At 39.8% G+C, this 25,772-nt stretch carries 23 protein-coding genes; 15 read left to right on the plus strand and 8 right to left on the minus strand.

Annotated features, from left to right (window positions below):
- Positions 1 to 559: 559 nt before the first annotated feature.
- Both C9J47_RS10975 and C9J47_RS10980 read right to left on the minus strand, forming a co-directional pair.
- Positions 560 to 2,605, minus strand: a complete 2,046-nt coding sequence (locus C9J47_RS10975; RefSeq protein WP_107253570.1) for a sensor histidine kinase — start codon at positions 2,603 to 2,605, stop codon at positions 560 to 562.
- Positions 2,602 to 4,071 carry a sigma-54-dependent transcriptional regulator gene (locus C9J47_RS10980; RefSeq protein ID WP_107253571.1) on the minus strand — a complete coding sequence of 490 codons (1,470 nt, stop codon included), beginning with the start codon at positions 4,069 to 4,071 and terminating at the stop codon, positions 2,602 to 2,604. The genes C9J47_RS10975 and C9J47_RS10980 overlap by 4 nt, the downstream gene beginning before the upstream one ends.
- Before the next feature lie 290 nt (positions 4,072 to 4,361).
- Between C9J47_RS10980 and C9J47_RS10985 the strand changes: the two genes are divergently transcribed.
- The 10 genes from C9J47_RS10985 to dgcA all read left to right on the plus strand — a co-directional run bounded on the left by C9J47_RS10985 (position 4,362) and on the right by dgcA (position 14,130).
- Positions 4,362 to 5,213, plus strand: coding sequence for an ABC transporter substrate-binding protein (locus tag C9J47_RS10985; RefSeq protein ID WP_107253572.1), 852 nt, complete (start codon positions 4,362 to 4,364; stop codon positions 5,211 to 5,213).
- A 49-nt stretch (positions 5,214 to 5,262) separates the two neighbouring features.
- Positions 5,263 to 5,964, plus strand: coding sequence for an ABC transporter permease (locus C9J47_RS10990; RefSeq protein ID WP_107253573.1), 702 nt, complete (start codon positions 5,263 to 5,265; stop codon positions 5,962 to 5,964).
- A gap of 15 nt (positions 5,965 to 5,979) precedes the next feature.
- Positions 5,980 to 6,690 (plus strand): ATP-binding cassette domain-containing protein, encoded by a 711-nt coding sequence (locus tag C9J47_RS10995; RefSeq protein WP_107253574.1) that lies wholly within the window; start codon positions 5,980 to 5,982, stop codon positions 6,688 to 6,690.
- Complete coding sequence (gene mobA / locus C9J47_RS11000; protein ID WP_107253575.1) at positions 6,677 to 7,261, plus strand: molybdenum cofactor guanylyltransferase MobA; 585 nt, start codon at positions 6,677 to 6,679, stop codon at positions 7,259 to 7,261. Before C9J47_RS10995 ends, mobA begins: the two co-directional genes overlap by 14 nt.
- Entirely contained in the window at positions 7,258 to 9,054 is a 1,797-nt protein-coding gene (locus tag C9J47_RS11005; protein WP_107253576.1) for a bifunctional molybdopterin-guanine dinucleotide biosynthesis adaptor protein MobB/molybdopterin molybdotransferase MoeA, read from the plus strand. The genes mobA and C9J47_RS11005 overlap by 4 nt, the downstream gene beginning before the upstream one ends.
- A 401-nt stretch (positions 9,055 to 9,455) precedes the next feature.
- Positions 9,456 to 9,902: an NUDIX domain-containing protein gene (locus tag C9J47_RS11010; RefSeq protein ID WP_107253577.1), complete on the plus strand. Its 447-nt coding sequence runs from the start codon at positions 9,456 to 9,458 to the stop codon at positions 9,900 to 9,902.
- Between the two features lie 230 nt (positions 9,903 to 10,132).
- Entirely contained in the window at positions 10,133 to 10,849 is a 717-nt protein-coding gene (locus C9J47_RS11015; protein WP_107253578.1) for a DUF3581 domain-containing protein, read from the plus strand.
- A 128-nt stretch (positions 10,850 to 10,977) separates the two neighbouring features.
- Positions 10,978 to 11,886 (plus strand): LysR family transcriptional regulator, encoded by a 909-nt coding sequence (locus C9J47_RS11020; RefSeq protein WP_107253579.1) that lies wholly within the window; start codon positions 10,978 to 10,980, stop codon positions 11,884 to 11,886.
- A gap of 188 nt (positions 11,887 to 12,074) precedes the next feature.
- Entirely contained in the window at positions 12,075 to 13,079 is a 1,005-nt protein-coding gene (gene dgcN / locus C9J47_RS11025) for an N-acetyltransferase DgcN (RefSeq protein ID WP_107253580.1), read from the plus strand.
- A gap of 31 nt (positions 13,080 to 13,110) precedes the next feature.
- Positions 13,111 to 14,130: an N-acetyl-D-Glu racemase DgcA gene (gene dgcA, locus C9J47_RS11030; protein ID WP_107253581.1), complete on the plus strand. Its 1,020-nt coding sequence runs from the start codon at positions 13,111 to 13,113 to the stop codon at positions 14,128 to 14,130.
- A 20-nt stretch (positions 14,131 to 14,150) separates the two neighbouring features.
- Here the strand turns inward: dgcA and C9J47_RS11035 are convergent, their stop codons facing one another.
- The 3 genes from C9J47_RS11035 to C9J47_RS11050 all read right to left on the minus strand — a co-directional run bounded on the left by C9J47_RS11035 (position 14,151) and on the right by C9J47_RS11050 (position 18,686).
- Entirely contained in the window at positions 14,151 to 15,026 is an 876-nt protein-coding gene (locus C9J47_RS11035) for a GNAT family N-acetyltransferase (RefSeq protein ID WP_107253582.1), read from the minus strand.
- Between the two features lie 200 nt (positions 15,027 to 15,226).
- A complete protein-coding gene (locus C9J47_RS11040) occupies positions 15,227 to 17,182 on the minus strand; it encodes an LTA synthase family protein (protein ID WP_107253583.1) in 1,956 nt (651 codons plus the stop codon).
- 529 nt (positions 17,183 to 17,711) lie between these two features.
- On the minus strand, positions 17,712 to 18,686 hold the full coding sequence (locus tag C9J47_RS11050) for a Gfo/Idh/MocA family protein (RefSeq protein WP_107253585.1): 975 nt from the start codon (positions 18,684 to 18,686) through the stop codon (positions 17,712 to 17,714).
- Between the two features lie 215 nt (positions 18,687 to 18,901).
- Here C9J47_RS11050 and C9J47_RS11055 point away from each other — a divergent pair, with 215 nt between their 5' ends.
- Positions 18,902 to 19,621 (plus strand): phosphatase PAP2 family protein, encoded by a 720-nt coding sequence (locus C9J47_RS11055; RefSeq protein WP_107253586.1) that lies wholly within the window; start codon positions 18,902 to 18,904, stop codon positions 19,619 to 19,621.
- Between the two features lie 152 nt (positions 19,622 to 19,773).
- On the opposite strand, the gene C9J47_RS11060 is transcribed toward C9J47_RS11055, so the two are convergent.
- Complete coding sequence (locus tag C9J47_RS11060; protein ID WP_107253587.1) at positions 19,774 to 20,136, minus strand: helix-turn-helix domain-containing protein; 363 nt, start codon at positions 20,134 to 20,136, stop codon at positions 19,774 to 19,776.
- A 630-nt stretch (positions 20,137 to 20,766) separates the two neighbouring features.
- Here C9J47_RS11060 and C9J47_RS27335 point away from each other — a divergent pair.
- Both C9J47_RS27335 and C9J47_RS11070 read left to right on the plus strand, forming a co-directional pair.
- A complete protein-coding gene (locus C9J47_RS27335) occupies positions 20,767 to 21,006 on the plus strand; it encodes a hypothetical protein (RefSeq protein ID WP_245903429.1) in 240 nt (79 codons plus the stop codon).
- A 62-nt stretch (positions 21,007 to 21,068) separates the two neighbouring features.
- Positions 21,069 to 21,512: a DUF411 domain-containing protein gene (locus C9J47_RS11070; protein ID WP_107253589.1), complete on the plus strand. Its 444-nt coding sequence runs from the start codon at positions 21,069 to 21,071 to the stop codon at positions 21,510 to 21,512.
- Between the two features lie 121 nt (positions 21,513 to 21,633).
- Here C9J47_RS11070 and C9J47_RS11075 read toward each other — a convergent pair whose 3' ends face one another.
- Positions 21,634 to 22,620: a hypothetical protein gene (locus C9J47_RS11075; RefSeq protein WP_107253590.1), complete on the minus strand. Its 987-nt coding sequence runs from the start codon at positions 22,618 to 22,620 to the stop codon at positions 21,634 to 21,636.
- 278 nt (positions 22,621 to 22,898) lie between these two features.
- Between C9J47_RS11075 and C9J47_RS11080 the strand changes: the two genes are divergently transcribed.
- Entirely contained in the window at positions 22,899 to 23,600 is a 702-nt protein-coding gene (locus C9J47_RS11080; RefSeq protein ID WP_006231787.1) for a DUF2786 domain-containing protein, read from the plus strand.
- A 291-nt stretch (positions 23,601 to 23,891) separates the two neighbouring features.
- On the plus strand, positions 23,892 to 25,196 hold the full coding sequence (locus tag C9J47_RS11085) for an inosine/guanosine kinase (protein WP_107253591.1): 1,305 nt from the start codon (positions 23,892 to 23,894) through the stop codon (positions 25,194 to 25,196).
- 137 nt (positions 25,197 to 25,333) lie between these two features.
- Here the strand turns inward: C9J47_RS11085 and cspE are convergent, their stop codons facing one another.
- The gene (gene cspE, locus C9J47_RS11090; RefSeq protein ID WP_006228553.1) at positions 25,334 to 25,543 is read right to left on the minus strand and encodes a transcription antiterminator/RNA stability regulator CspE; all 210 of its coding nucleotides are present in this window, start codon (positions 25,541 to 25,543) and stop codon (positions 25,334 to 25,336) included.
- Between the last annotated feature and the right edge of the window lie 229 nt (positions 25,544 to 25,772).

Genomic DNA, 25,772 nt, shown 5'->3' on the forward strand with positions numbered 1-25,772 from the left:
CGTCGATTACAGTCATATTCTAGTGGTTGCTCTAAAAAAACCACCAAAGCCATAAAAAACCCACAAATAAAAACTAACGTAATGATATACAACAAGTAAATCAAAACAATATGAACAGAAGCACACTACGTTATAGCATTATTATTGTATTGTGAAAAAATGTTGCGCACTTTACGAGCGGAAATAAGAATTTTTTATGAACCTTACTTTGTGAGCAACAATATGATGGTGTTTTACCCTATAATGAATTCAAGATGAAATTTAATCGTTTCATCATAATACTGTCACATTAAGGAGTGTCTATGCAGCATCAAGAAATGATTGTTCCAACTAACCTAGGTCTTATCTCTCGAATTTCACTTGTCGCAACAGTATTTATGGTTATCGGGCTAAGCATGATAGCTGGATTCTAGTAATCAGCGCATCACTCTTAATTCTTACACTGTAAAATAGTACTGTAAAAATGAAATTCTAACGATGTAGTGTGTCAGCTTACAATTCTGCTTTAATTAAATCATTAATCAGGTTGTAGCATGACATTCTCATCGTAATCTTCTAATTAATTAGCTTCAACATCTAACATTAGATCATTAGTCGATGTCGCTTTCTCTCGTAAATATATAGAGAAGGTTGAACCTTTACCTAATTCAGATTGCACTTCAATTTCACCGCCGATTTCGCTAATAATACCTTGGCTAACAGACAGTCCTAATCCTGTTCCACTTCTACGCGTCGTAAAAAATGGATTAAAGATTCTCTTAAGGTTTTCCTTACTGATACCGCAGCCATGATCGGTAACACGCACCACAGCCCCTAATACTTTTCCACTTTGATCAATCCAATCTTCTGTTTTGACTTTCAATAAGCCTTTGTCGTCCATTGCATGAACGCCATTCATTTGTAGATTAATTAATACTTGTAAGAGTTGGTGTCGATTCGCTTCAATGCAACACTTAGCATCTAGCTGAGCTTCAACCTTCACATCATAAGACTTGGTACCAGAACGTACTAAAGTTAAGCTTTCTTCAACAATGAGATTGACATGATGCCACGTAATTTCATCTTGTACGCCACCTTGACGGCTATACTGCAAAAGGCTTCGAGTAATATTTCGGATCCGGTCTATTTGCTCATGAATCGCATCTAACTCTTCTTTAACGCGCAAAGTATCATCACCGAGTTCCAGTTGTAACAATTCAACGTTGCCTAAAATAACAGCTGTCGGGTTATTAATTTCATGCGCTATTCCCGCCGTTAACTCACCGAGTGCTGCCAGTTTTTCACTTGCCACCAGCTTGATTTTCGCCTGATTCAACAATTTGATATGTTGCTCTAGCTCTTCTGTTTTTTCATGCAAGCTACGGGTTCGAATTTGCACTTTATCTTCAAGTTCAAGAGATGCTTTTTTAATGTCTTCATTACGTTGATGAAGCTGATCAAGCATTGAATCAAACTGTAGGCCAAGAATCTGTAACTCGTGGTTTTTAAACAGATCTAAGGAGCCAATACGGCGATCAAGTCCAACTTGCACCGCCTTGACTACGTTATGAATTTTTTCAATTGGACGGAATAAATCACGCGCACCACGATAAACAACCACACCAGAAAGTAATAGAACAATTACAATACCAATACCTAACTCAATAATATTGGTTAAAAACGTTTTTAATAACGGCCACTCAAGGTAACCCGTATACAGCATGCCTATCACATTGCCATCATGATCATGTAGTGGCTCGTAGGAAGAAACGTACCAGTCATCGTAAACAAACGCCCGCCCTACCCAGTTCTCCCCCGCAAGCAGTACTTGCTGTTTTACTTCATCAGAAACTCGCGTACCAATTGCACGACCATAACGCGCTTCACTATCAAGCGGTACATTCGTACTAACACGAAGATCATCCATAAACAGCGTAACCGTGCCAATACTTCCTGCAGGCAATGTATCTGCGGCGTAAACCAAATCACGAATGCGATCAACAAGTAAGGTACTGTTATTTAAAAGTATACCGCCATCAACAATCCATTGAAGCTGATTTTTCTCATTAAAAATTGGAATGAGACTACGGCTAATTAAGCCTCTTGACTCAAATTCACTTTCATTTATTAAAGGTATTTCTGCATTTGCAGGAAGATTAGGGTTAAGGTTTTCTAATGCTTGCCCATCCAATACTTGAAAGAACGTTTGCTCTTTGCCCTTCAGTAATAATCGACGATTTACTTTTGAAAATTCACCTAATGCAGAAGCGGGATGCAGTACAACAAAATCCAACTCATAATTTGACGTTTGAGTACTTACCCAATCACTTAACTTTGCTTCATCGGTTCGTAATAATGTCTGAAAATCATAAGACGATGACAACGACATTAAGCGCATTCGTTGTTCTTTTTGCAGCAACTCCATACTATGGTGTGCGACAGCGAGATCGGCTCTTACATTCATCAATGCACTTTGCCATGTATAAGTCACAGTCCAATACATAGTCAATGCAATCAAGGCAAGCAATGTAATGATAATGGGTACAGATGTAAGCACCAATAAACGATAACGCACCATCGTTCTAAATCGGCGTACCCACTTCAGCACTAGGTGTTTTAAATTCATAAGACTTCTTCGTCAATCCATTCTTTATATTTACGTTCCAATGTCTTACGCGCAACACCAAGCTGACGAGCAGCGGCTGATTTATTCCCTTCATGCGAATCAACAACCTGCATGATATGCGCTTTTTCAACCTCTTTTAATGTCCAATTGGTTGGATAACAGAATTGGTCTCCTTCTACGTCATAAATTGAGGAGCAACGGCAATCACTGCTTACATTTTTAACGACTTCACCATTGATATCATCAGATGTTGTATTTGCAGCCCTTGGCAGAGGATTACTATCACCTTGTAGATCTCGCCAGTATTCTGCTGGCGGCTTACCCAGTAAAATACAACGTTCCATCATATTACGAAGCTCTCGAATATTTCCGGGCCAGTCATACGCTTGCATGGCTTTAATATCTTCATGCGTCCAGTTAATGGTCTTCATGCCTAAATCTTTGGCTAGCTGCTGGGTAAAATGATGGGTCAGAGAAGGAATATCTTCCACTCTATCCCGCAAGGCGGGTAAATCGACCGTTAATACGTTTAATCGATAATATAAATCGCGACGGAAGCGCCCTTCGTCTACTTCCTCTTTCAAATTTCGGTTGGTAGCCGCGATGATCCTTACATCGACTTGCACCTCACGCTCTGCACCTACAGGTCGAATCGCTTTTTGCTCTAAGGCGCGTAATAAAGACGATTGCATTGAAAGGGGCATTTCACCAATTTCATCAAGGAAAAGCGTTCCCCCATTCGCCACACGGAATAAACCTTCTCGCCCTTTTTTGGCACCAGTAAAAGCCCCTGAAACATGGCCAAACAACTCACTTTCTAATAAATCAGGTGCTATCGCACCACAATTTAGCGGTAGAAAAGGACCCGTTCGTTTACTTAATTGATGTAATGCACGTGCCACTAATTCCTTCCCCGTACCAGATTCACCTTCGACGAGAACAGCTGCAATAGAGGGAGCAACCTGTGCGATCAATTTCTTCATCTGTTGGGTTTTTACCGCGTCACCAATAATATCTACGGGGAATGTACGTTCAACATCTCGCTGAAGAGCAAAATTTTGTCGCTCTACTAGGCGACGTTCAATACAACGGCTAACGGATTGCATCATTTGTTCTAAATTGAATGGCTTCAAAATAAAATCAGAGGCACCGGCACGTAGCGCTTTAATCGCGGTATCTAAATCGGCATACCCCGTCATGAAGATCACATCACTGCGGCGGGTTGATGGGTCCAAAGCCTCGTGCCACTCAATGCCTGAGCGTCCGGGTAAATTAATATCTACAATTAGTAAATCGAAATGACAGCGTTTACGGAGTTCTTCTGCTTCTTCAATACTGCCAGCGGTATCGACTTGAGCAAATTTTTTACTTAATGCTTTTTTTAAAATAGCACGCATACCCGGTTCATCATCAACAACCAGTACAGATACGGCAGCCCAAGAGAGAGAAGAAGAAAATTCAGACATAAAATAAACAACAGCAATGATTTAATAGTTGCGACATTTTGTCTCATCGAGGTCAACAAAGTCAAAGCTGTTTCATACATTTATGACATACAGCCTGACTATTGGATTATTTATTGTTTTAAATCATTAAGTTAAATACTGAAAAAGCGTTATTGTTCCATGAAATTACAACTTGGCATCTGATTTGCTTATAAGTTGGTAATGAGTGCTGTTTTTTAAGCACCTAAATGCATGCGTATTATTAATTTCATACATTATAAATAATGTAACTTATTTCGTCAGGAAGACTTATGACTGTAAAACCGATGACATTTATTCAAACGTCGATTGTGACTCTAGCCCTTGCTTCAACGGCAAGCGTTTATGCGCAAGACAGTTCGCAAGGCAACTCACAGGAAAACATGAAAATCCGCCTTGCGACAACAACCAGTACTTATCACTCAGGTTTGTTAGATTACCTACTGCCTGAATTTAAAAAAGACACTGGCTATACCGTTGATGTTTTAGCTGCAGGTACGGGTAAATCACTGCGTATGGGACAAAATGGTGATGTTGATTTAGTAATGACTCACGCACCTAAATCTGAAGCAAAATTTGTGGATGATGGTTTTGGTGTACTTCCACGTAAACTAATGTATAACGATTTTGTTTTAGTCGGTCCAAAAGCGGATCCAGCCAAAATCGATACTGATAAAGACGTTGTCAAAGCAATTACAGACATCGCGTCTTACAACGCTACCTTTATTTCACGCGGTGATGATTCAGGCACGAACAAAAAAGAATTAGGTTTGTGGGAACAAGCAAAAATTGAGCCTAACTTCGGTGGTTACAAAGCAGTAGGACAAGGTATGGGGCCAACATTGAACATGGCATCTGAACTGCAGGCTTACACATTAACCGACCGTGGTACTTGGTTAGCTTACGAGAACAAACTGGATCTAAAAATCTTAGTTCAAGGTGACAAACGTCTCTTTAACCCTTACCAAGTTATTCTGGTTAACCCAAGCCGTTACCCAGACATCAACTACCAAGGTGCTAAAGCATTCAGTGACTGGTTAGTTAACCCTAAAGCGCAAGCTATGATCAATAGCTACCAGCGCCACGGTGAGCAGCTATTCGTTGCTAATGCTGTTGTTCAATAAAAGTGTTATCTCTTACTAAACACATTGAAACGGAAAAAACGTAAATATAATGGATATTTGGCAAACGACCCAACAAGCAGTTCAACTTCTCTTCAGTGGCGACATGGCACTATGGGGCATTGTTGGCGTTTCATTTTCCGTTTCTTTGCTGGCTATTAGCATTGTGCTGATACCCGCTTTAGTGATTGGTTTTGCCCTCGCCTATGGGAAGTTCCCTGGGCGTTGGCTTATCTTGTCTCTATTTAATACATTCCAATCCATTCCTACAGTGGTAATTGGTTTATTACTGTATATGATGCTATCGCGTTCTGGTCCTATGGGTGACTGGAAAATGCTGTTTACGCAGCAAGCAATGATCATAGGTCAAATCATGATCTGTTTTCCCATTCTTGTATCTATGATGCATGCCGCATTTCAAAATAGTGATCGTCGAGCATGGGAAACCGCTTTAACGCTGGGTGCTAGCCTGCCACGTGCATTAATGAGCTTGATGTGGGAATCACGCTTTCCACTGCTTGCCGCAGTTATCGCAGCCTTTAGTCGTATCATTACCGAAGTCGGTTGTTCAATGATGGTCGGTGGCAACATTTTAAATTCGACCCGTAATATTCCCACAGCGATTGCCCTTGAAAGCTCAAAAGGTGCATTCGCCCAAGGTGTTGCCTTAGGCATGGTATTACTGATTCTCGCATTAGGTCTAAACTTCATTTTATCTGTTGCTCGTGGGAAAGCCCACTTGCGTACCAATTAAGTTGAGGAACAGGTGATGTCTCAAGTTTCAATTCAAGCACATGATCTTTCAATGCGATTTAAAGATCGTTTGCTTTTTCATGTCCCTCATCTCACGCTTGGTCCTAGCGACGCAATTTATCTAACGGGTGATAATGGTGTAGGAAAAACCACACTATTGAAAATTTTGTCTGGGTTACAAAAACCCACAACGGGCAAAATGAACCTTCAAAATCAATCATTGCTCCATCGTCTTTTTAAAGGCAATACCAAAGGTGGCATTATTTATATGCACCAAACACCTTATATGTTTGACGGTTCTGTATTTGAAAATGTCTGTTATGGTTTAAAGTTCGCCATTAAAGACCGCCAAACACGACGAAGTGAAGCTATAAATGCCTTACGTATGGTAGGGTTAGAAACCTTAGCTGATGAACACATTTCGGTGTTATCCGGCGGTGAAAGACAACGCGTCGCAATGGCACGCGCATGGGTATTAAAACCCAGTGTACTCTTGATGGACGAATCCAGTGCTAGTCTTGATAAAGAATCGATCGAACGGCAGGTTATTCTGGCAAAAGATTTGCTAGAACGCGGTTCGACATTGGTTATTACGAGTCACCAACAGAATGCACTTACTGCACTTTGTCGTCGTCAATGGACTATTAGCAATACAAAATTAATAGAACGAGCAGATTTACAGCTCGTCACAAAAGACAAAGATAAGGACGATTATGCCTTCGGCTGAACAAACAAGTTGGGTAATTTTAGCGGGTGGACAAGCCAGCCGCATGGGCGGCAATGATAAAGGTCTGGTTGAATTAACAGGCAAAGCAATGATCGAGCACGTTATCGGCACTCTCTCTCCACAAACCTCATCGATAACGATTAACGCAAACCGTAATCAAGAACGTTATTCACAGTACGGTTCTGTGTTTGGGGACAATATTCAAGACTACCCTGGTCCTTTAGGTGGTATTCATGCTGCCATTCACCACTTAGATGATGAGTGGATTGGTTTTGTACCCTGCGATTGCCCCCAACTACCTCACGACTTAGTCGAACGCATGGCCAATGCTTGCTCAGAAAACACAGACATTGCAGTAGCGCATGATGGCGATCACATTCAGCCCGTAGTTACTCTAGTTCACCGTCGTATCTTACCGAAGCTAGAAGCATTTCTAGCCAATGGCGATAGAAAGATCATCTTACTTTACCGCCAGTGCAACATGATCACTGTCGATTTTAGCGATCAGCCAAACGCTTTTGTAAATTTAAATACACCCGAAGAACTACAACAATTTGGACAGACATTATGAGTCAATTTAACGCTTCTCTGCCATTGTTAGGCTTCGCGGCTTATAGCGGAACAGGCAAAACAACTCTTTTAGAAGCGATGCTGCCTAAATTGGTTGAACGCGGTATTCGTGTTGCTGTTATTAAGCATGCCCATCATAATTTTGATATCGACCAAGAAGGTAAAGACAGCTACCGCTTACGCAAAGCAGGAGCAAGTCAGATGCTAATTTCATCGCGCTATCGTCGCGCTCTGGTGACTGAAACACCGGATGATGAAGCATCCCTTCCCTACTTGATTGCACAGTTAGACCAAACTCAACTGGATCTTATTTTAGTTGAAGGCTTTAAAAAACTCAGTTTTCCTAAAATTGAATTACATCGTGAAGAAGTAGGCAAACCTTGGTTGCACCCAGATGACAGCAATATTATTGCAGTTGCTGCTAATGTTGATGCCGATACAACGCTGCCTAAACTTGATATAAACAACCTTGAAAAGCTCACTGATTTTGTCGTTGCCTTTGCAAAAGATAACAAAGATTTCAAAGCAAACACGCAAGAAAACAAACAAGGCTTATTGTGTGGCGATTTAACACCGAGTGGTATGTTGTCTGTCGATGAAGGACGAGATCGTATTCTCAGCCAAATTGAGGCGTTACAGAACACACAAAAAGTCGACCTAAAATCCGCATTGGGTCAAATTGTCTCACGCGACATTTTATCTCCTGTCAATGTGCCGCAACACACTAACTCTGCAATGGATGGTTACGCTATTCGTGGCGATGATTTAGAGCGAGATAACTATAACGTTGTCGCGCAGGTGATGGCTGGGCATAGCTATGATACCCCATTAGAGAAAGGCCAAGCTGTTCGCATCATGACAGGTGCACCCGTACCCGAGTATGCAGATACTGTCGTGATGCGTGAGCAAGCAGAACAAGAAGGTGACGCCGTCACGTTCAATCTGAATATGTCACCGATATATGCAGGTCAAAATGTACGTCAAGCCGGTGAAGATCTTGCGCTAGGACAAACAGCTATCGCGGCAGGCACAAAAATTGAAGCGCCAGAATTAGGTATGCTCGCCTCTTTAGGCATTGATAGTGTAAAAATTAACGCGCCTGTTCGTGTTGCCATCTTCTCAACAGGTGATGAAGTTCAACACCCAGGTGAAGCGCAAAAAACAAACTGCATTTACGACTCCAACCGCTACACATTGCATGCCATGCTAACGCAAGCAGGTTGTGAAGTTATTGACCTAGGCATTATTGAAGACAGTGAAGCATCGCTAGAAGCAACATTAGTAAAAGCCAGCGAGCAAGCGGATCTGATTTTATCATCTGGTGGTGTATCGGTGGGTGATGCTGACTACATTAAGACCGTATTAGACAAGCTTGGACTCATTAATTTCTGGCGGATCAATATGCGTCCAGGTCGCCCTCTTGCATTTGGTCAAATAGCAGATACCCCTTTCTTTGGTCTGCCTGGTAATCCTGTTGCAGTCATGGTTGTTTTCCTTCAGTTCGTTGAACCCGCTATTCGCAAGCTTCAAGGTATCAATAACTGGCAGCCCGAAGTATTGAATGCTATAGCTTCAGAACGCTTCCGCTCTCGTCCTGACCGCACTGAATATACGCGAGGTATTTTCAGCTTTGATGCTAATGGCCGCTTAACGGTTAAATCAACCGGGCAGCAAGGTTCTGGTATTTTACGTTCGATGAGTGAAGCAAATTGCTTAGTGGAAGTATTGCCCGAGCAGGCAAATGCTGAAGTGGGTGATACAGTACGTGTGATTCCGCTGAAAAGTCGAATTTAAAAAGCTGCAAACGCATACTCAGTATTAACTGGTACATTATTAGCACTCAGTATTCGAGGAAAGTATCCTCGAATACTGGTGCTTTTTTTGTTTGCAGCTTCCGTGCTGCTTTATTTTTCCTGAGTCTTCTACACGTTAGAAGTTGATGTTGTGTGCTGCTCTTCAATCTACAAAAATGCATTTGAAGTATAATTTGCACTATTTTTATATCGTTCTCAGATAAAGCAACCCTAGCCTAAAATTCGGTATTGACCTGTTTTTATTATGTTTGCGCCGCGAATAATACATAACTATGCTAGTAGATGCACTGTAAAACTCATTTATCCTTATATAAATCAAGGTTATATTCTCATTAATTTCAAGTTTGGGTCGATATTAACCCGAAAATAGACAGAAAACTGATGTCACCACGACTTTCAATACGCGCTGTGTTTTATAAAGATGATAAAATACTGCTGTGTAAACATCACGATGATCGCGGCTTTTGGTATATAACCCCAGGTGGTGGCGTTGAGCATGGCGAAACATTAGAAGATGCTTTTCACCGAGAGATCAAAGAAGAAGTCGGCTTACAAGCTGAAATGGGGAAAGTATTATGTATACGAGATTTAATATCAGATAGACAACCAACAAGCTACCTTCCCAATCATTTCCACCAAGTAGAAATATTCGTAGAAGGTATTAACCCTATCTTTACTTACGAGCCCCATAAGATGGATCCCGCGCAAATTGGATACGAATGGATAAAGTTGGATGATCTTCCAAGCCTACTATTTTTCCCTTCAAGCCTCGTTGATATTTTTCAACATAAAGATTTTTCAAATATCTATCTAGGGCACAAGCTTTAAAGTGTTTGTAAGTCATTAATTTACACGTGAAATACTCAATCGTCTTTCAGTTTAATTGATAGATATAATAGAGAATGATTATCAACGCGTAAATATACTTCACTTTCTGTCATACTCTTAGGTATAACAGGCTGTTTGTTTTCTAAACAGAACATCTGGCTAGACCATTTAAACTGTTTTCTCATGTAGAATGGGATGCAGTTAATCACTTAGGTATTAAAAAGTTAAGCATGTTTTTAGACTCGTATTATTCAGAACAAAACGGTGAATTCTCTTTTACTCGTGAGCAAGCAAGCCACTTCGCAAAAAAAATTGCAGGTGATTTCAACCCTATCCACGATGAAGATAACAAACGTTTTTGTGTACCAGGCGATCTACTTTTTTCTGTTGTACTATCAAAAATAGGTTTAAGCCAAAAAATGCGTTTCGAATTTGCAGGCATGATTAATGATGGCATCGCATTAAGTATTGATACCAAGTCTGATACCGACATGTCATTAATTGATGAAAAAGGTAAGGAATACCTGCATATCACCCGTGAAGGTGAAATAACAAACGATCAAGAGCTTATTGGTCAGGTAACGAAAAACTATGTGCAATTTTCTGGCATGAACTTTCCGCACATCATGGTTCCGTTAATGGAATCAAAACAAATCATGATTAACCCTGCTCGCCCATTGGTTATCTATGAAAGTATGGAGCTTGATTTCACGCGCCTTGATTTCTCGGCACCAACAGTAGAACTAACGGGTTCTGAAATTACTGTTGAAGGTAAGCGTGGTAGCGTTACCCTACTGTTCTGCTTCAAAGAAAATGGTGAAGTGGTTGGCACAGGACGTAAACGCATGGTAATGAGTGGCTTGAAGCCATATTGCCAGAATGATATTGATGATTTAGTTAATCGTTTTAACGAGCGCAAAAATCGATTCTTAAATATTGCTGCTTAAAATCTTTTGTCATTGCGACATTTGAGCAAATAAAGAATACTAAAGCCTGTTTTTACAGGCTTTTTCTTTATATGTCATAATCTAATTCAGCTAGTATTGTGATACGTGATAACAGAAAGGACTCAGTGTTGAATTTACGACAAATTGAAGTTTTCTACGCCATTATGAAGTCAGGATCTGTATCTGGTGCGGCACGCATGCTTCATGTTTCGCAGCCTAACGTTACGCGTATTCTTTCTCACACAGAACAGCAGCTCGGTTTTGCTCTTTTTCAACGTATTAAAGGGCGGTTGGTGGCAACAGAAGAAGCTCGACAGTTACAACCCGAAACTGAAAAAATCTATCAACAACTCGGTAATTTACACTCGCTCACTAATAAGATAAAAAAAGGCAGTCAGCACCTTCGCATTGGCGCAACACCGATTCTTGCCACTTCATTACTGACACCAACGATTGCAGATGTATGCCAAGATACCAACCTATCTATAGAGCTCGCCACAGATAACCGTGATGGCCTATGCCAAAGTTTAATTCAAAACCAGTTAGATTTAGCCATTTGCTTTGGTAATAGCACACCACCAGCGATTACCTGCGAGCACCTTTTATCAGATAAGATGATTTTGGTTTGTCATCTTAATGATGCAACGACCTTAAAATCCGTACAGTCAAACACCGTTTGCTTGTCAAAGCTGTTACTTAACAACGTGACACCGTCACCAAAAATTATCGGGCTAGATTCACGAGACCCTTTGGGTTATGCCCTTAATCAGGCTATTCATCAAATTGACCCCAGTTACCAGCCTCAAATTGTTGTTAGAACTTATAGCGCGGCGGCAGAACTCGTATTGCAGGGGGCTGGTATCGCCATTGTCGACCCTTGGACTGCGACACTATACGAAGGGAAACTCAAACAGTTCAAACTTGAAACGGATATCTCTTTTTCTGTTTCCATCTTATTTGCAGATCACAGCCCATTGAATATAACGGCTCAGCAGTTTGTTTCTCAGTTACGATCAAACATCATCAAGCCAATATAAACGCGGTATAACACTAAAAAATTGTGCCCTGTCAGGTTAACCTAATTCTTCACCTATAACACGATGTTATACCCTTCTACTATATAAGTATTCGGCAATTTAAATCGTTCATATTACTGTCGTTACATCCCTCGCCTAAGGCGATACTTTGGTTCTACTGAGCCAACTTATTAATTCAAGGATGTATAATGCAGATCCCTCAGCCATATCTATTATTTCTAGGCGACGTTACCGATCCGCTTTCAGCTAAAACAGCACAAGGTATCCATCAATGGCGCCCTGATGTTTGTGTCGGACAAATTCGCCTTACGGATGAAACTGTCTCACTTGGCTTAGATGACCTGTCACTACAAGAAGCCAAAGCACTTGGTGCTAAAACCCTAATGATTGGTACTGCAAATGCAGGCGGATACATTCCTGCCTCTTGGGTAAATACCCTAGAAGAAGCACTTAAACTAGGCTTTAATATTGCGTCAGGCATGCACCAACGTTTAACGGATTTTCCTTCATTAAATTCACTTGCTAAAAAGCATCAATGCCAACTGTTTGATGTTCGCCATTATGATGAAAGCCTGGATGTAGGTAATGGTAAGCCACGAGAAGGAAAACGCTTACTGGCTGTAGGGACAGATTGTTCTGTAGGAAAAATGTATACCACGTTAGCCCTTGAAAAAGAAATGAATCAACAAGGAATAAAAGCCAACTTTTGTGCGACAGGCCAAACAGGGATCTTAATTACAGGCTCAGGTATTTCAATTGATGCAGTGGTTGCTGATTTTATTTCAGGCTCTGTAGAACGAATTAGCCCTGCTTTCTTTGACCACGATTGGGATGTGATAGAAGGACAAGGATCATTATTTAATCCTTCATATGCAGGCGTTAGCTTAGGGTTATTACATGGTGCTCAGGCTGATGCGTTAGTTTTGTGTCATGAAATCGGCCGTCAACATATTCGCCATTTACCTCATATGCCAATTCCAGCTATTCATGATGTTTTAAACGCTAACCTTCAAGCTGCAAAACTCACAAACCCGAATGCACAATGGGTTGGAATTTGTTTAAACACATCCGCAATCTCTGAACAAGATGCACTTGAGCTATGCCACCAATGGTCATCTGAATACAACTTACCAGTAACAGACCCTGTACGCTTTGGTGTGTCTAGCATTGTCGACAAACTGCATTTAATTTAAACAAATAGCACATTAAAACGAGCAGGATATAATGAAAATAACAGCTATTCACGAGCAATTCCCTCTCGCGCGTTCATTTACTATTTCCCGAGGGTCACGTACTCATGTTGATGTGGTAAAAGTCACCATTGAACACAACGGCATTATCGCAGAAGGTGAATGTACGCCTTACGCACGGTATGGTGAAACGGTTGAATCCGTTATCGAACAAATAAAGCATGTTGCCAATCATGCAGAGCATCATTCCAGCCTACATGACTCAGATTTATCTAGCTCTAATTTATATAACCTCGAGTTACATCAGTCTCTGCCACAATTGTTACCAGCAGGTGCTGCTCGTAATGCTATTGATTGTGCACTATGGCGCTTAGAACAACAGCAAAAAGGCATCGAGTTTCCGATACAGAGCTTTGGTATTCAATCAAATATTATCACGGCAATGACAGTATCAATTGATACGCCGGAGATCATGGCAGAACAAGCTAGAGAGTATTGTGAGCTAGGCGCAAAATTACTCAAAGTGAAGCTAGACAGTGAACAAGTCATTGAGCGTGTTAAAGCGATACGCACAGCGATTCAAGTCATAGCACCTGATACTAAAATTATTTTAGATGCGAATGAGGCATGGGGAGAATTAGACCTTAGCGCCATATTCAGCCAACTCGCCGAATTAAATATTACTATGATCGAACAGCCAGTCGCTAAAGGTGAAGATGACAAACTGTTAGGTATTCCTCACCCTGTACCACTGTGTGCTGATGAAAGTTGCCATACTAGCCAAGATTTAGCACTGTTGTTAGGTTGCTATGAAATGGTCAATATCAAGCTAGATAAAACAGGCGGACTAACTGAAGCCCTAGCGCTGGAATCTAAGGCTATTGAAATGGGGTTCACCGTTATGATGGGCTGTATGCTGGGAACATCACTTGCAATGGAAGCCGCATTGCCAATTGCAGCCCGTGCTGAGATCGTTGATTTAGATGGGCCCGTTCTATTGGCTCATGACCGTGAGAATGGCTTACGATATCAATCAGGCTATATCGTTATTTAAGCGCGAACTGGGTATAACAACTAAACGAGGCTTTCAACACAAATAATCGGCTCTTGATAAGTCACTTTGAGCCCTTTTTCCTCTAACTCATCGAATACATCTTCGTTAGCCTCGACAAACGCTTCACTTATTTGATCGCAAATCGCTTCTCCACCAGCACTTAAAGCAATGGCAGAAAACCATGGGCTTAGCCTCAAGTTACCAACACTCAGCACTTTTTGAGTTCTTTTCATATCATGCTTTACGATCGCAATAATTGCTTTACTCAATGATGTTGCTAAACCAATATTTCGATACTCTGGTTTAACAAATACAGTATGCAAGGCGAGTTCATAGCTAATTTCATGTTTTGAAAAAGGGAAACGGTGATCTTCAACGTAACGGCTAAAGCTTGCGATAGCGACAACGCTACTTCCTATATACAATTGCAAGCAAACATCATTATTGGGGTCTAAAAAGCGAGTTATTGGTGAATAACGAATAGCCACCATATCGCTCAATTGTGCATTTATCTGCTCATTCCCATCTTTATGCAACAACTCATCTAAAACAGGCTTCGAGTCAGCTAAGGGCACTAAAATAAGTTTCGCTTCTGGAATAGGCAATAGCTCAGTTAATTCCCCAATTTCTAACGAATTAATCGGTGTTAAAAATAAATCATCAAGATAGCATTGGCGTCGATGCCCAGTACTTTTTATGCCTTGCGAAAGCTTAACAACAAACACATCATCATCGCCTTCAAGCGCATGATGATCAACAATATAGGTGTGGTCTTTTACAAAGTGTAAATTAATCCCAGAGGTATTTAATACTACATCGGCCCAAGTATCATAGCTATCAATGAGCGAGATACTCTCACCATCATGCGAATACAGACTATATCGACAATGATCCATTTCGTTAACCCTTGAGCTTTACCACAAATCAATAATAAGAAGTGCTCTATAATACTGATTTATTTGTGTTTAGCGTGATTTGAACCGAGTTATTATGCAACAATGCTGCAAACATCACGCTTTGTGTAGCCTATTGCACAAAAAAACGCCTTCAAAAAAATGAACGCGTTTTTAACAACATAACTTATTATTTCAAATGATTACTGCGTTGTTTGGGATTGATAGTAATCATTTTTATAAGCCAAGCTTCCCCACAAGGCATTCGCCCTTGCCATTTCAATCATATTCTCAGGTAATTCTTTATTTAATAATTGCGTTGTTTTTTCATCATAACGAAAGCCAGCAGCTTCTTTTTCTGGCTGAAAAATAACAACATTATTATTATTGTCCATCCAAGCGTAGTTTTTATAAAACTGCATCATTGCTCGAAGTTTTGATTCGTCAATATTCTTCGTCATATCATGCCCAATCATCGGGCTTGTATTGTCTATACCTATCATCGACAACAATGTAGGCGGTAAATCAATCTGACTGGTTAAACGGTTATCTTTCTTATGTTCTACACCACCACCAAAAATGACCGCAGGGATCCTGAAATGATCAATGGGTACAAGTTGATTACCATATGCCCGCGAATCATGATCGGCAACAACAACAAAAATAGTATCATTCCAGTAATCTGACGCTTTCGCATTCTTTATAAATTCACCCAATGCATAATCCGAATACTTCGCAGCATTCTCACGGGTTTGTTTAGGGGAATTATAAGGTGTTATTCGTCCATCGGGATAATCAAAAGGGCTATGATTTGATGATGTAAATACTAAACTAAAAAATGGTTTCTTCTTTTTTTTAAATTCAGTGAATTGCTGATGTGCTTTCGTATATAAGTCTTCATCTGATGCCCCCCAAGAACCAACAAAGTTAGGGTTATTAAATGTCGGAAAATCTTGCATATCAACAAAGCCATTACCTAAAAAGAAAGTCTTCATATTATCAAAGTGACTTTCACCACCATAGATAAACTGGGTCTGATAACCTTTCTGTTTCAGCAAACCTGCAATAGTGAAAAAATTAGTCTGGCTTTTACCTAGTTTAACAACTGAACGAGCAGGAGTGGGTGAAAACCCCGTTGTTACCGCTTCGATCCCTCTAACAGAACGTGTACCCGTTGCGTACATTCGCGTAAAGTTCCATCCTTCTTGCATTAATGCATCAATATTGGGTGTAAGAGGTAATCCCCCTAACCCACCCACATAACGTGCGCCTAAGCTTTCTTGTAACAAAATAACTAAGTTTTTAGGCTTATCTTTATAGGTTGCTTCACGAGTTGTTAATGTCGGCATTGAATCAGATAAGAACTTATCGTTAGGTATACCTGTCGATTGACGGACCAGCCCAATAATTTTCTTAGAGTCCATACTTCCATAATACTTAAACGCATCATCTTCTGAGCTCATTTGTTTAACCGCAAATAACAAGGAGTACGAAGAGTTAAGTGTAAGATCATTCATTAATGGATCACTGGAGAAAGCAACCATTGCAGGGTTTAAAGGCCTATGACCAAATGTAGAACGCGCACCTATCACACCAATAGCAACAATGAAAACAGCGAGAACAGGACGCCAGTACCAACGAGGGTAGCTGAGATTGGATACAAGATGCTTACTCAGTTTCCAACCACCGACAACAGTAATAAGTGATACAACAAAGCCAATAAATAACTCTAGTTTATAACCACTCCAAAGCATACCAAAAACTTCTTTGGGATAAACAAGGTATTCCACAAACAAACGATTAGGACGAACATCATATTCCATGATAAACGATGGCGTCGCAAGCTCCATATATACAACAAACCATAAACTCGCCACAATCCATAGCCGTAAAATAATCAACCATATCCGTCCTACAGTTCCCTTTGTTAATATTATACATGTCAACAATGCAGGCAATATCAGTAAATAGCAGAGGCTCGAAATATCAATTCGTAAACCACTGAGCAGAATAGTAGACCAGCCAGTAGCATCACTAACGCGATCATGCTGCCACAGGCTTAATCCGACCCGAGAAAATGTTAGAATGAAAAGGCAAATAATGAACGTTGTAAAAATAGGGTAAAAAATCCCTGAACGTCTTTTAAAAGAATCAAGCATGTAAAGAATCCTGTCTTATATAAACCAAGTTTTATATTTAATTTTTAATACTCTTTGAAATAAACATATAAACTGTGAATGTTTACAGCAGGATAAAGAACACTGTTCAAAAACTCAAGTAACTCTAAACAGAATGAAAACACATCATTGAACTTATTTAAAAATTACTAATCAAGGTCTGAAATTTAAGAAGAAAAAATGATAACTAGCTGTAATTTAAGAAAATCACGAAAAGGTGAAGATGTTAATATAATACTTACCAAGACCTTGTTGATTAATAATCAACCAAGTAAGTGATAAAGTTATAAATGTTCAGCATTCCTTCTAGTGCATTAGCAATATAAACAAAAATATTTAACCTCATAAATGCGATTAACATCACCAAATGAGAAATAAAAATAAGGTTGATAGAAAGCTTATGTTCAGAATTAAAGAGGATACTTACGAACATGCATAAGACAACGCCATTTATCTCTAAATGACGCTTATAACAATCAACCGCCAAACCATTAATAATTCTTTCGAACAATTACTGCTTCATCATTTCAATCTTCTGGCAGATATGACCGCACAAATAATGGGTACTTAAGTTTCTCTCAACTAAAGAGCTATCTTGTTTGCCTTGCTCAATGACGGAGATCCAATGCTCTATCATGCTAGTGAAGCCTTTCGACGTTAACATTGGTGTCCAGTCTGGTAAATAAATCCGCTGCTCATTGCCGCCTTCCCACTTTGTACCAGAAACAAATGAATCGAATTCGTAAGACGTATTGCGATAATTTGCACTGACCTTCTCTTTCGTCACACCAAAGGTACGATTCATTGAAGCATGGAAAATGGCATTATCTTTTTGCCATTGAACATCTAAACGTGCCAGCTGATTCGTATCGAATTGAGTCAGTATATGTAAGTCGTCTACGGTCACATTGCTTGCCACATTAATACTGTCTAACGGGTGAATAAAATCATCAAAAACAAATGTACGGACATCTCCAGGTAAGTTGTGACGATTCTTTTCCCAGCGCAAAGACATTAATGACGGCTTAGGTGATGAAGAAGATTGTGCCGAATCATGTCGTTGTACACCATCGAGATAGGTATTATAAAGCGGTATGTAACGCCTATTGAACCCCATGAATAAGGGTTGCTTCTGTTGTTCTGCTATTTCATATAGCGCTTCACATTCTTGATAAGAATCAGATAAAGGCTTGTCGACAAAGACAGGAATACCATGAGATAAAAAGAACTGAGCAATTTCATAATGCGATGATGTTGCACTGTGGATCATGACTGCGTCGATACCACGCCTGCCGTCAGTCGATTGGTGTGAAATCAATGTTTTATAGTCTGTACAGTATTCAGTGATTCGATGCGTATTCGCCAACTGTTTTAATCGCTGTTCATTACGGGTACAAAAAACTAACTCAATGCCATCTCGTTGCGTTAGTACTGGTAAATATGCTTTAACCGCAATATCACCTAAACCTATAACCGCTATTTTCATTATTCTTCATCTCTTTCATTGCGAACCACAACGGCGTGGTAACAAAATGAGACTATCACAAATCGTCATTTCTTATAAAAACAAGCGTAAAATTATGATTTGTAGACCTGAAATTTTTCATATGAATTTTAAATCACAAAATATGACACTTTTTTTACTTTGTGAAGTCTACCCTCTGATACCATTCACGTCTGTTTAACGAAAAATATAATCAAATGCTAGTATCTTCTTTTATCGCAAAAAAAATCCCGGGGCTAAGTGCACTACTTGTGTTTGCTGTCTTAATGACCACGGTTATTGTTCTTTTTCAACACCCTGCGCTTACGGGTGATGTCAACGACGGTATTGGACTGCTTAATACCGTGCTGACTGATTCAGCAGGTAGCCCGTATTTCTTAATAACAACTGCGTTATTGTGTGCCCTTCCTATCTTCATGAAGCTTCCTAAAAAACAGATGCTTCAACTATGGATACAATTTGGTATTTTACTCGTGCTAAGCTTTGCGGCTAAAACTGGCTTGAAGCATATAACAGAAGTACCCCGCCCTTATACTTATGAACTTCAACAACTTGGCTTGGTTGATTCTGTAGAGCAATTTTATCAATTAGATGCTGCAGGAAAAGATCAGGTTGTTGAACAGGCAAAAGAAAATGTGAGTGACTGGCGCATTCGTCACTGGCAAGGTGAAACGAACTATTCAATGCCTTCTGGACATACGATTTTTGCCGCAATTTGTGTTGTATTTTGGGGTGGTTTTTTCTTTCGAAGAAAACAAATTATTCCTGCGTTGCTAATAGCAGTCTGGGCAACAGGTGTGGGAACAAGCCGCCTTTGGATTGGCATGCACTGGCCTTTAGATTTGTTAAGCTCAATTATCTGCGCAGGGCTTTTATATTGCCTTGTACCAGAGTGGGAAAGTACCAGCTCAAAATAAGATTCTAGCAGGTACGATAAAGAACAAATATCAAAGAGCCCTTAAACAAACTTATTCGTATAATCAAATAAGTTTGTTTAAGGGCTCTTTCATCAATAAATCAAAATTGTTCAACAAAAAGTATCACTGACATAATGTTGTGGTTGCTCAATTTACGCTGCAGTTTCGCTTACATTATGTTCGTATTCAACGACAAGCTGATTACCAGTGTAATACACCTTTTTTATATCACCATCAAGTATATACGTATTCTTTACTGTGACAGAGTTTGGCATCGATGCCCCAACTTTATTACGTAAAGACGGCAGTGTTAACGCAGGGTCCACATCAATGAAGCCACAAAACTGAGTCACAAATTGATGCTCTAGAGGTAATTTCCCTCTTAAAATATCAGAAAATACAAGTTGACTTACCCCTAAACGTTTTGCCATTTCAATCTGGGTTATCCGCATTTTTGCTTTATAGCTCATCCATGTGTCATGTAAGATATTACGGTCTTGTTCGGTGTATTGCATGCTCAAATTCCTTGCGCACTTTTCTTATTTATACGGATATTTAAACGTACAAATCAGCAATTAGTGTCAGGGAAAAGTAAGTCTTATCCAGCATGAATCGTGTATATGTAACAGTTCTTTTCTACGGATAATTACAAAGTGAGAAGTATCAAGCATTTGAAAGAGAATGCCATTTCTACACACATTTTCCTTGAATCAAATACGCGAATATCACTCTGAATCCTGCATATTGAGATAGCTTGGGTATAGATAGTATCGACATTAGCTTAAAGTCTTTAGAATGTGACAGCACCCCACGCAAAAAAATATAATACTTTCAAAATAATGAAACAAAGCGATTGTTTGAAAATGTAAGCAAGATATAATCATGATGCTATCAATATGAATCTCCATCTTGATTCAGCGCTTTGTACTTTGTAATAACGGTCGAATAAAGTAATGAGTATGCTTAGAAAGCTTGTCTCAAAATTTGTGTTAATTGCTATGCTGTTCACTGTATTTTCAACTACAGCGAATGCAGGTTTACTATACTCAAAAAGCCTTGTTCAGCCGTCAAATTGCATAGAATCAATGCTGTGCTGCCCTACAATGAACATGCATACAATCGCTTCATCAGTAGGCTCATCGCATATGTCCTTAACAGACATGTGTGACTCACATTCTTCCAGCATGGTAGACACAGTCAAATCCACGTCATCTATTACACAATGCTGTAATGATGCAGATTGCCATTCTCAAGTTAGCCCTATTGCAATACTGTCTGGATTTTCATTCACCCCAGAAAGCACACATACTGATCATTTCATTGAACCGCAAGGTCAGCTTTTCACACGTAATGAACCTATCTTACGTCCGCCTGTATTTATTTAATTACTATCAGAAGTTCAAGCAAAATTAAAATTTGATATCAATTAGATAAATTAGGATTCACCATGAAATTTTCGCATTTAACAGCCCTTGTTTTACTTACCCTTAGCACTTCATCTTTTGCGCAAGCGATTAAAGGGACAAATTATCAATCTCCCTACTGTGGCTGCTGTAAAGAATGGGTAAAACATATGGAAGATAATGGCTTCGATCTTGATGTTGTATACAAAGAAGATCTTACACCAATCAAAATTGAACTGGGTCTACGTCCTGAATACGCATCATGCCATACCGCAGAAATCGAAGGCTACACTTTCGAAGGTCATGTACCAGCCGATGAAGTTAAACGATTCTTAGATAAGAAGCCAGCACGTATGATTGGGCTTGCCGTCGCTGGAATGCCGATGGGTTCACCGGGCATGGAATATGACGATCAAAAAGACCCGTATGAAGTCTTAGCATTTGACGAAAATGGTAAAACAATGGTCTGGTCTACGCATAATCAATAACACGCCCTAATGCATGTAGAGCTATCTTAGTCACGATACTTGGTTGAGATATGTTCTTTGAAAAAGCCAGTTAGAAATGTTTTTCTAGTAGAAAGCATATCAAAACTAGCTGGCTTTTTTATCAATTCATCTTTTCAATACGGTCAAATAGCAGCCTATTCGGATCGTCATTTTCTGCCCATTCAGGGTCTGTCTCACGCTTTTCGTAATAGATTTGCAGCCCATTAAAATACGTAAACGCCGTTAATTCAGAGTCTTTCATAAAGAATTCAAAGAAGGTATCTTCTTGCTGAGAAAGCCCCACTAATGTCGTAATACCACGCTGTAAAGCCCACTGAATAGCATGTGGTGAAATCATGGTGCGGTACAGCATCAATTCCTTAATCGATGAACGTTTAATATTTAGTAATGCATTGTCTGTTTTTTGTTGCAGGTTCATTTGCTCATCAAGCACTTGTTGTTCAGCAAGTAGCGCTTTTAAACTCAATAAACTCGTTTCACGTTCAGCGGCTGAATAACCATAGGTTGTTTTACAAAAACGAATCGCATAAGCCAGTTTAGTACGCCCCACTAGCTCAACAACGTCTTCAAGGTATGGTTGAGGGATATTATAAGCCTTAGATAACTGCTCTACGGCTTGAACAAGGCTGGTATATAATATTCCATTAAACTCAAACTGAAACGCTGTTGTTAAGCCCACGACAGGAATACCATCAACGCTAAGATCCCAGCCAGAGTAATTGACTCGCTCTTTTGCAATTTCAAACATTATCCAAGCTTTATCACGGAAGCCTTCAAAAGCTCGACCTTCCATCCCTGAATCTTCAAGCTCTTGCTTGGTCCAATTAACACCAATTTGGAGGTGTTTTTCATAATGCTTATGAAGCTTATCTTTTACTTTGTCGCGCAATAAATCCAAGCTACTCACTTTTATAGATTTACTAAAAGTAAAACACTCTTGGCAAGCTGGAATCATGATGGGTGATGTTTGGTTATCGTAATTAGGCGAGGCCATAAATGCATGTAATTTATAATACGGTTCGCCGCAAAACCAGCAGGTATGACGGAATTCAAAAGGAACATCAATAGACTGATAGTCATCGATCATAGTGGCTTATTATCCTGCATTTAAGAATCAATACGAACAGCTTAGATTCAAATAGTAAGTGCGTAACGTTAGCCTATTATGCTGATCCCCCCTCGATTAAATCAACATGAATGACCAAGTTTGTTTTACCTCACTGATTTACTGTTTGTTTTCCATACAACACCGAGCGATCTTATTCAGATATCTCGTATCTTTTTAAAAAAAAGACATTCATTTTTTGCAAATGTACCGCGGAAAAAGTTAAAATATGTGCCCGTTTTGAATAAGAGTGTGATTGAATGTCTGAACAGAAGCGAAAGGCGCTGAAAAAAATAGCTAAATGCCTAGAGCTGGGTAACTCTGCGAACATCAACGAAGCAGCGCAAGCTATTCGAATGGCACACCGTCTAATGCTGAAATACGGCTTAGATCAAGATGATATCGAATTCATCAAAATGGGCAAAACCAAATCTGAAACCTTATTACCTGCAGATGTAAGTACTCAGATTCTTAAAATCATCCGAGGTATTAATCGTCGTTTCGGTGTTGAATGTGTACTTACCAACCATAAAGGTTTGAAGAAGGCAGAATTTATTGGTGTTGCTGAACGAGCTATTTTTGCAGCTTTTGCGTTTGATATTGTTTACCGCGAAATGAATCAACAAACAGGCCAATTCCGAAATAGCTTTGCGGGCACAGGAACAAGTACTGCAGAAGTTGCTCGACGTGTGGCATCGTTTTTAGCCGGGTGGCTGGAAGGTGCACTTGAAAAGTTACCAGTTTTAAATACTGACGATGATCATGAACAACGTATGTCAAACTACATCGACAAGCAGTTTGAAAACCTAGATCGCGAAACATTCAAACAACAGCTACAAGAAGCAATGAAGGGAATTACAGACGATTACGAAAAGGGAATGAAAAAAGGACGCGCTATTTCAGTCAATCGTCCTGTTGGTGGTTCAGCGACTAAACAAGATTATAAGCTGCTAGACAAATAATTCATCATAGAATATCAATACATTTTCATTGGTTTCGCAGCCCTTAAGAAGTCGTACTTGTTACGGCTTTTTGCTACTTCCCCCCTGTATGCCCAAACTTACTATTCGCAATAACCGTTTTTTAGCAGTCAATATTTCATCCATTAATATCGATTAACAAAAATAGGTTGTTAACGTTTAAAAAAGAAGCATAAAGCCATAATTTATCATCACTTTGCAATGAAATGAGAGAGATGTCTCGTTTTTATGTTAACATTAAACAAAATCCCATGAATCCCGTAGCCTTTACACATGAAATTTCCTGGTCAGCGTAAATCCAAGCATTATTTCCCAGTTAATGCCCGTGATCCATTAGTTGCTCAAATCCAACAAGATAATCCACTAGCGCGCACACACCCTGTTGGTGTTGGTCAAACCATTGTTGATATTGAAGCACGCGTTGATGATGACTTCTTAGCAAGACATGCTTTGAGTAAAGGTCACTCTTTAGTTCTTGATGAAGATAAAGCTGAATTGCTTTACCTTGAACTAAAAGAACGGAAATTGATCAGCCACGAATACCCAGGTGATACCATTGGTAACACACTGCACAACTATTCCGTACTAGCTGATGATAAATCAATTCTTTTAGGTGTAATGAGCCAAGATCTTAAGATTGGTTCGTACGCATATCGTTACTTATGTAATACATCTAGCCGAATGGATTTAGACTATTTACAACCTGTCGATGGCCCTATTGGTCGTTGTTATACGCTGATAAGTGAAGATGGTGAACGTACTTTCGCAATAAACGAAGGTCAAATGAACCAGCTTCGTCCAGAAAGCATACCTGAATGCGCATTTGAAAAAGCATCAGCCCTTGTGCTGTCTTCATACTTGGTTCGTGGTAAGCCAACCGACCCAATGAAAAGCGCTGCACTTAAAGCTATTGAGCACGCAAAAAAGCATGATGTACCTGTTGTACTTACATTGGGCACTAAATACGTTATTGAAGGCAAAGAAGAATGGTGGATTGAGTTCTTGAAAGAACACGTCACCTGTGTTGCGATGAATGAAGAAGAAGCTGAAGCATTAACGGGTGAAAAAGATCCTTTAATCGCTGCAGATAAAGCACTCGATTGGGTTGATATGGTTCTTTGTACTGCGGGACCAGTTGGCTTATACATGGCAGGTTACTGTGACGATGAATTAAAGCGTGAGTCAACGCTTCCATTGTTACCTGGCCGTATTGCTGAGTTCAATAAGTATGAATTTAGCCGACCAATGACCAAAGACAGCTGTGAAAATCCTATTCGTGTCTATTCACACATAGCCCCATACCTTGGGGGGCCTGTTGAAATTAAAAATACGAATGGTGCTGGTGATGCCGCGCTATCTGCACTACTGCACGATATGTCTGCAAATTGTTATCACAAAGCTAATGTGCCAAATTCAAGTAAGCACACAGCTCAATTCTTAGCATACTCTTCTTTTTCACAGATTTGTCAGTACTCTAACCGCGTAAGTTATGAAGTACTAACTCAGCACGCCCCTCGCCTCTCGCGTGGATTGCCTGAGCGTGAAGATTGTCTTGAAGAAGCATATTGGGAACGATAATTCGCCCAATTATAGTTTCTACCTAAGAAAACCCCATTTAAAAGGAGCTAATAAGCTCCTTTTAAATGCCTACATTTATTACAGGCACAAAAAAGGCCGCCTAGGCGACCTTTTATCAATTTCTTTTTATTAAAGAATTATAAAGCTACAACGTTCGCAGCTTGAAGACCTTTTTGGCCTTGCTCTACTTCAAAAGAAACTTTTTGACCTTCAGCAAGCGTTTTAAAGCCTTCTGAAGCGATTGCACGGAAATGTACGAATACGTCAGCGCCGCCGTTGTCTTGAGTGATGAAACCGAAACCTTTCTCTTCGTTAAACCACTTGACGATACCAGTTGTGTTAGACATGTGTGTCCCTTATTTAATATTTAAATGTCGCATATGCGACGTGATAATCTATTGAATTATACACTGTTACGCTAAATAAAAGGAAACATATAGGTACATAACGATAACGTTTTTGTAGCTGTAGGTTTAACTTGTACTTGATGCTGCATGTAATAACTCTCTGAAGAACTGAGCGAGATAATACCATCCGTTCACTTTTTGTACAGCTTATTTTTTGTACAAATACATT

Origin of the sequence: Photobacterium indicum (assembly GCF_003026215.1) — a bacterium.
Classification (GTDB): Bacteria; Pseudomonadota; Gammaproteobacteria; order Enterobacterales; family Vibrionaceae; genus Photobacterium; species Photobacterium indicum.

Excerpts from the sequence above, each read along its gene's own strand:
- C9J47_RS10975 (WP_107253570.1), bottom strand. The coding sequence starts at position 2,605 with ATGAATTTAAAACACCTAGTGCTGAAGTGGGTACGCCGATTTAGAACG.
- C9J47_RS10980 (WP_107253571.1), bottom strand. The coding sequence starts at position 4,071 with ATGTCTGAATTTTCTTCTTCTCTCTCTTGGGCTGCCGTATCTGTACTG.
- C9J47_RS10985 (WP_107253572.1), top strand. The coding sequence starts at position 4,362 with ATGACTGTAAAACCGATGACATTTATTCAAACGTCGATTGTGACTCTA.
- C9J47_RS10990 (WP_107253573.1), top strand. The coding sequence starts at position 5,263 with ATGGATATTTGGCAAACGACCCAACAAGCAGTTCAACTTCTCTTCAGT.
- C9J47_RS10995 (WP_107253574.1), top strand. The coding sequence starts at position 5,980 with ATGTCTCAAGTTTCAATTCAAGCACATGATCTTTCAATGCGATTTAAA.
- mobA (WP_107253575.1), top strand. The coding sequence starts at position 6,677 with ATGCCTTCGGCTGAACAAACAAGTTGGGTAATTTTAGCGGGTGGACAA.
- C9J47_RS11005 (WP_107253576.1), top strand. The coding sequence starts at position 7,258 with ATGAGTCAATTTAACGCTTCTCTGCCATTGTTAGGCTTCGCGGCTTAT.
- C9J47_RS11010 (WP_107253577.1), top strand. The coding sequence starts at position 9,456 with ATGTCACCACGACTTTCAATACGCGCTGTGTTTTATAAAGATGATAAA.
- C9J47_RS11015 (WP_107253578.1), top strand. The coding sequence starts at position 10,133 with ATGTTTTTAGACTCGTATTATTCAGAACAAAACGGTGAATTCTCTTTT.
- dgcN (WP_107253580.1), top strand. The coding sequence starts at position 12,075 with ATGCAGATCCCTCAGCCATATCTATTATTTCTAGGCGACGTTACCGAT.
- dgcA (WP_107253581.1), top strand. The coding sequence starts at position 13,111 with ATGAAAATAACAGCTATTCACGAGCAATTCCCTCTCGCGCGTTCATTT.
- C9J47_RS11035 (WP_107253582.1), bottom strand. The coding sequence starts at position 15,026 with ATGGATCATTGTCGATATAGTCTGTATTCGCATGATGGTGAGAGTATC.
- C9J47_RS11040 (WP_107253583.1), bottom strand. The coding sequence starts at position 17,182 with ATGCTTGATTCTTTTAAAAGACGTTCAGGGATTTTTTACCCTATTTTT.
- C9J47_RS11050 (WP_107253585.1), bottom strand. The coding sequence starts at position 18,686 with ATGAAAATAGCGGTTATAGGTTTAGGTGATATTGCGGTTAAAGCATAT.
- C9J47_RS11055 (WP_107253586.1), top strand. The coding sequence starts at position 18,902 with ATGCTAGTATCTTCTTTTATCGCAAAAAAAATCCCGGGGCTAAGTGCA.
- C9J47_RS11060 (WP_107253587.1), bottom strand. The coding sequence starts at position 20,136 with ATGCAATACACCGAACAAGACCGTAATATCTTACATGACACATGGATG.
- C9J47_RS27335 (WP_245903429.1), top strand. The coding sequence starts at position 20,767 with ATGTCCTTAACAGACATGTGTGACTCACATTCTTCCAGCATGGTAGAC.
- C9J47_RS11070 (WP_107253589.1), top strand. The coding sequence starts at position 21,069 with ATGAAATTTTCGCATTTAACAGCCCTTGTTTTACTTACCCTTAGCACT.
- C9J47_RS11075 (WP_107253590.1), bottom strand. The coding sequence starts at position 22,620 with ATGATCGATGACTATCAGTCTATTGATGTTCCTTTTGAATTCCGTCAT.
- C9J47_RS11080 (WP_006231787.1), top strand. The coding sequence starts at position 22,899 with ATGTCTGAACAGAAGCGAAAGGCGCTGAAAAAAATAGCTAAATGCCTA.
- C9J47_RS11085 (WP_107253591.1), top strand. The coding sequence starts at position 23,892 with ATGAAATTTCCTGGTCAGCGTAAATCCAAGCATTATTTCCCAGTTAAT.
- cspE (WP_006228553.1), bottom strand. The coding sequence starts at position 25,543 with ATGTCTAACACAACTGGTATCGTCAAGTGGTTTAACGAAGAGAAAGGT.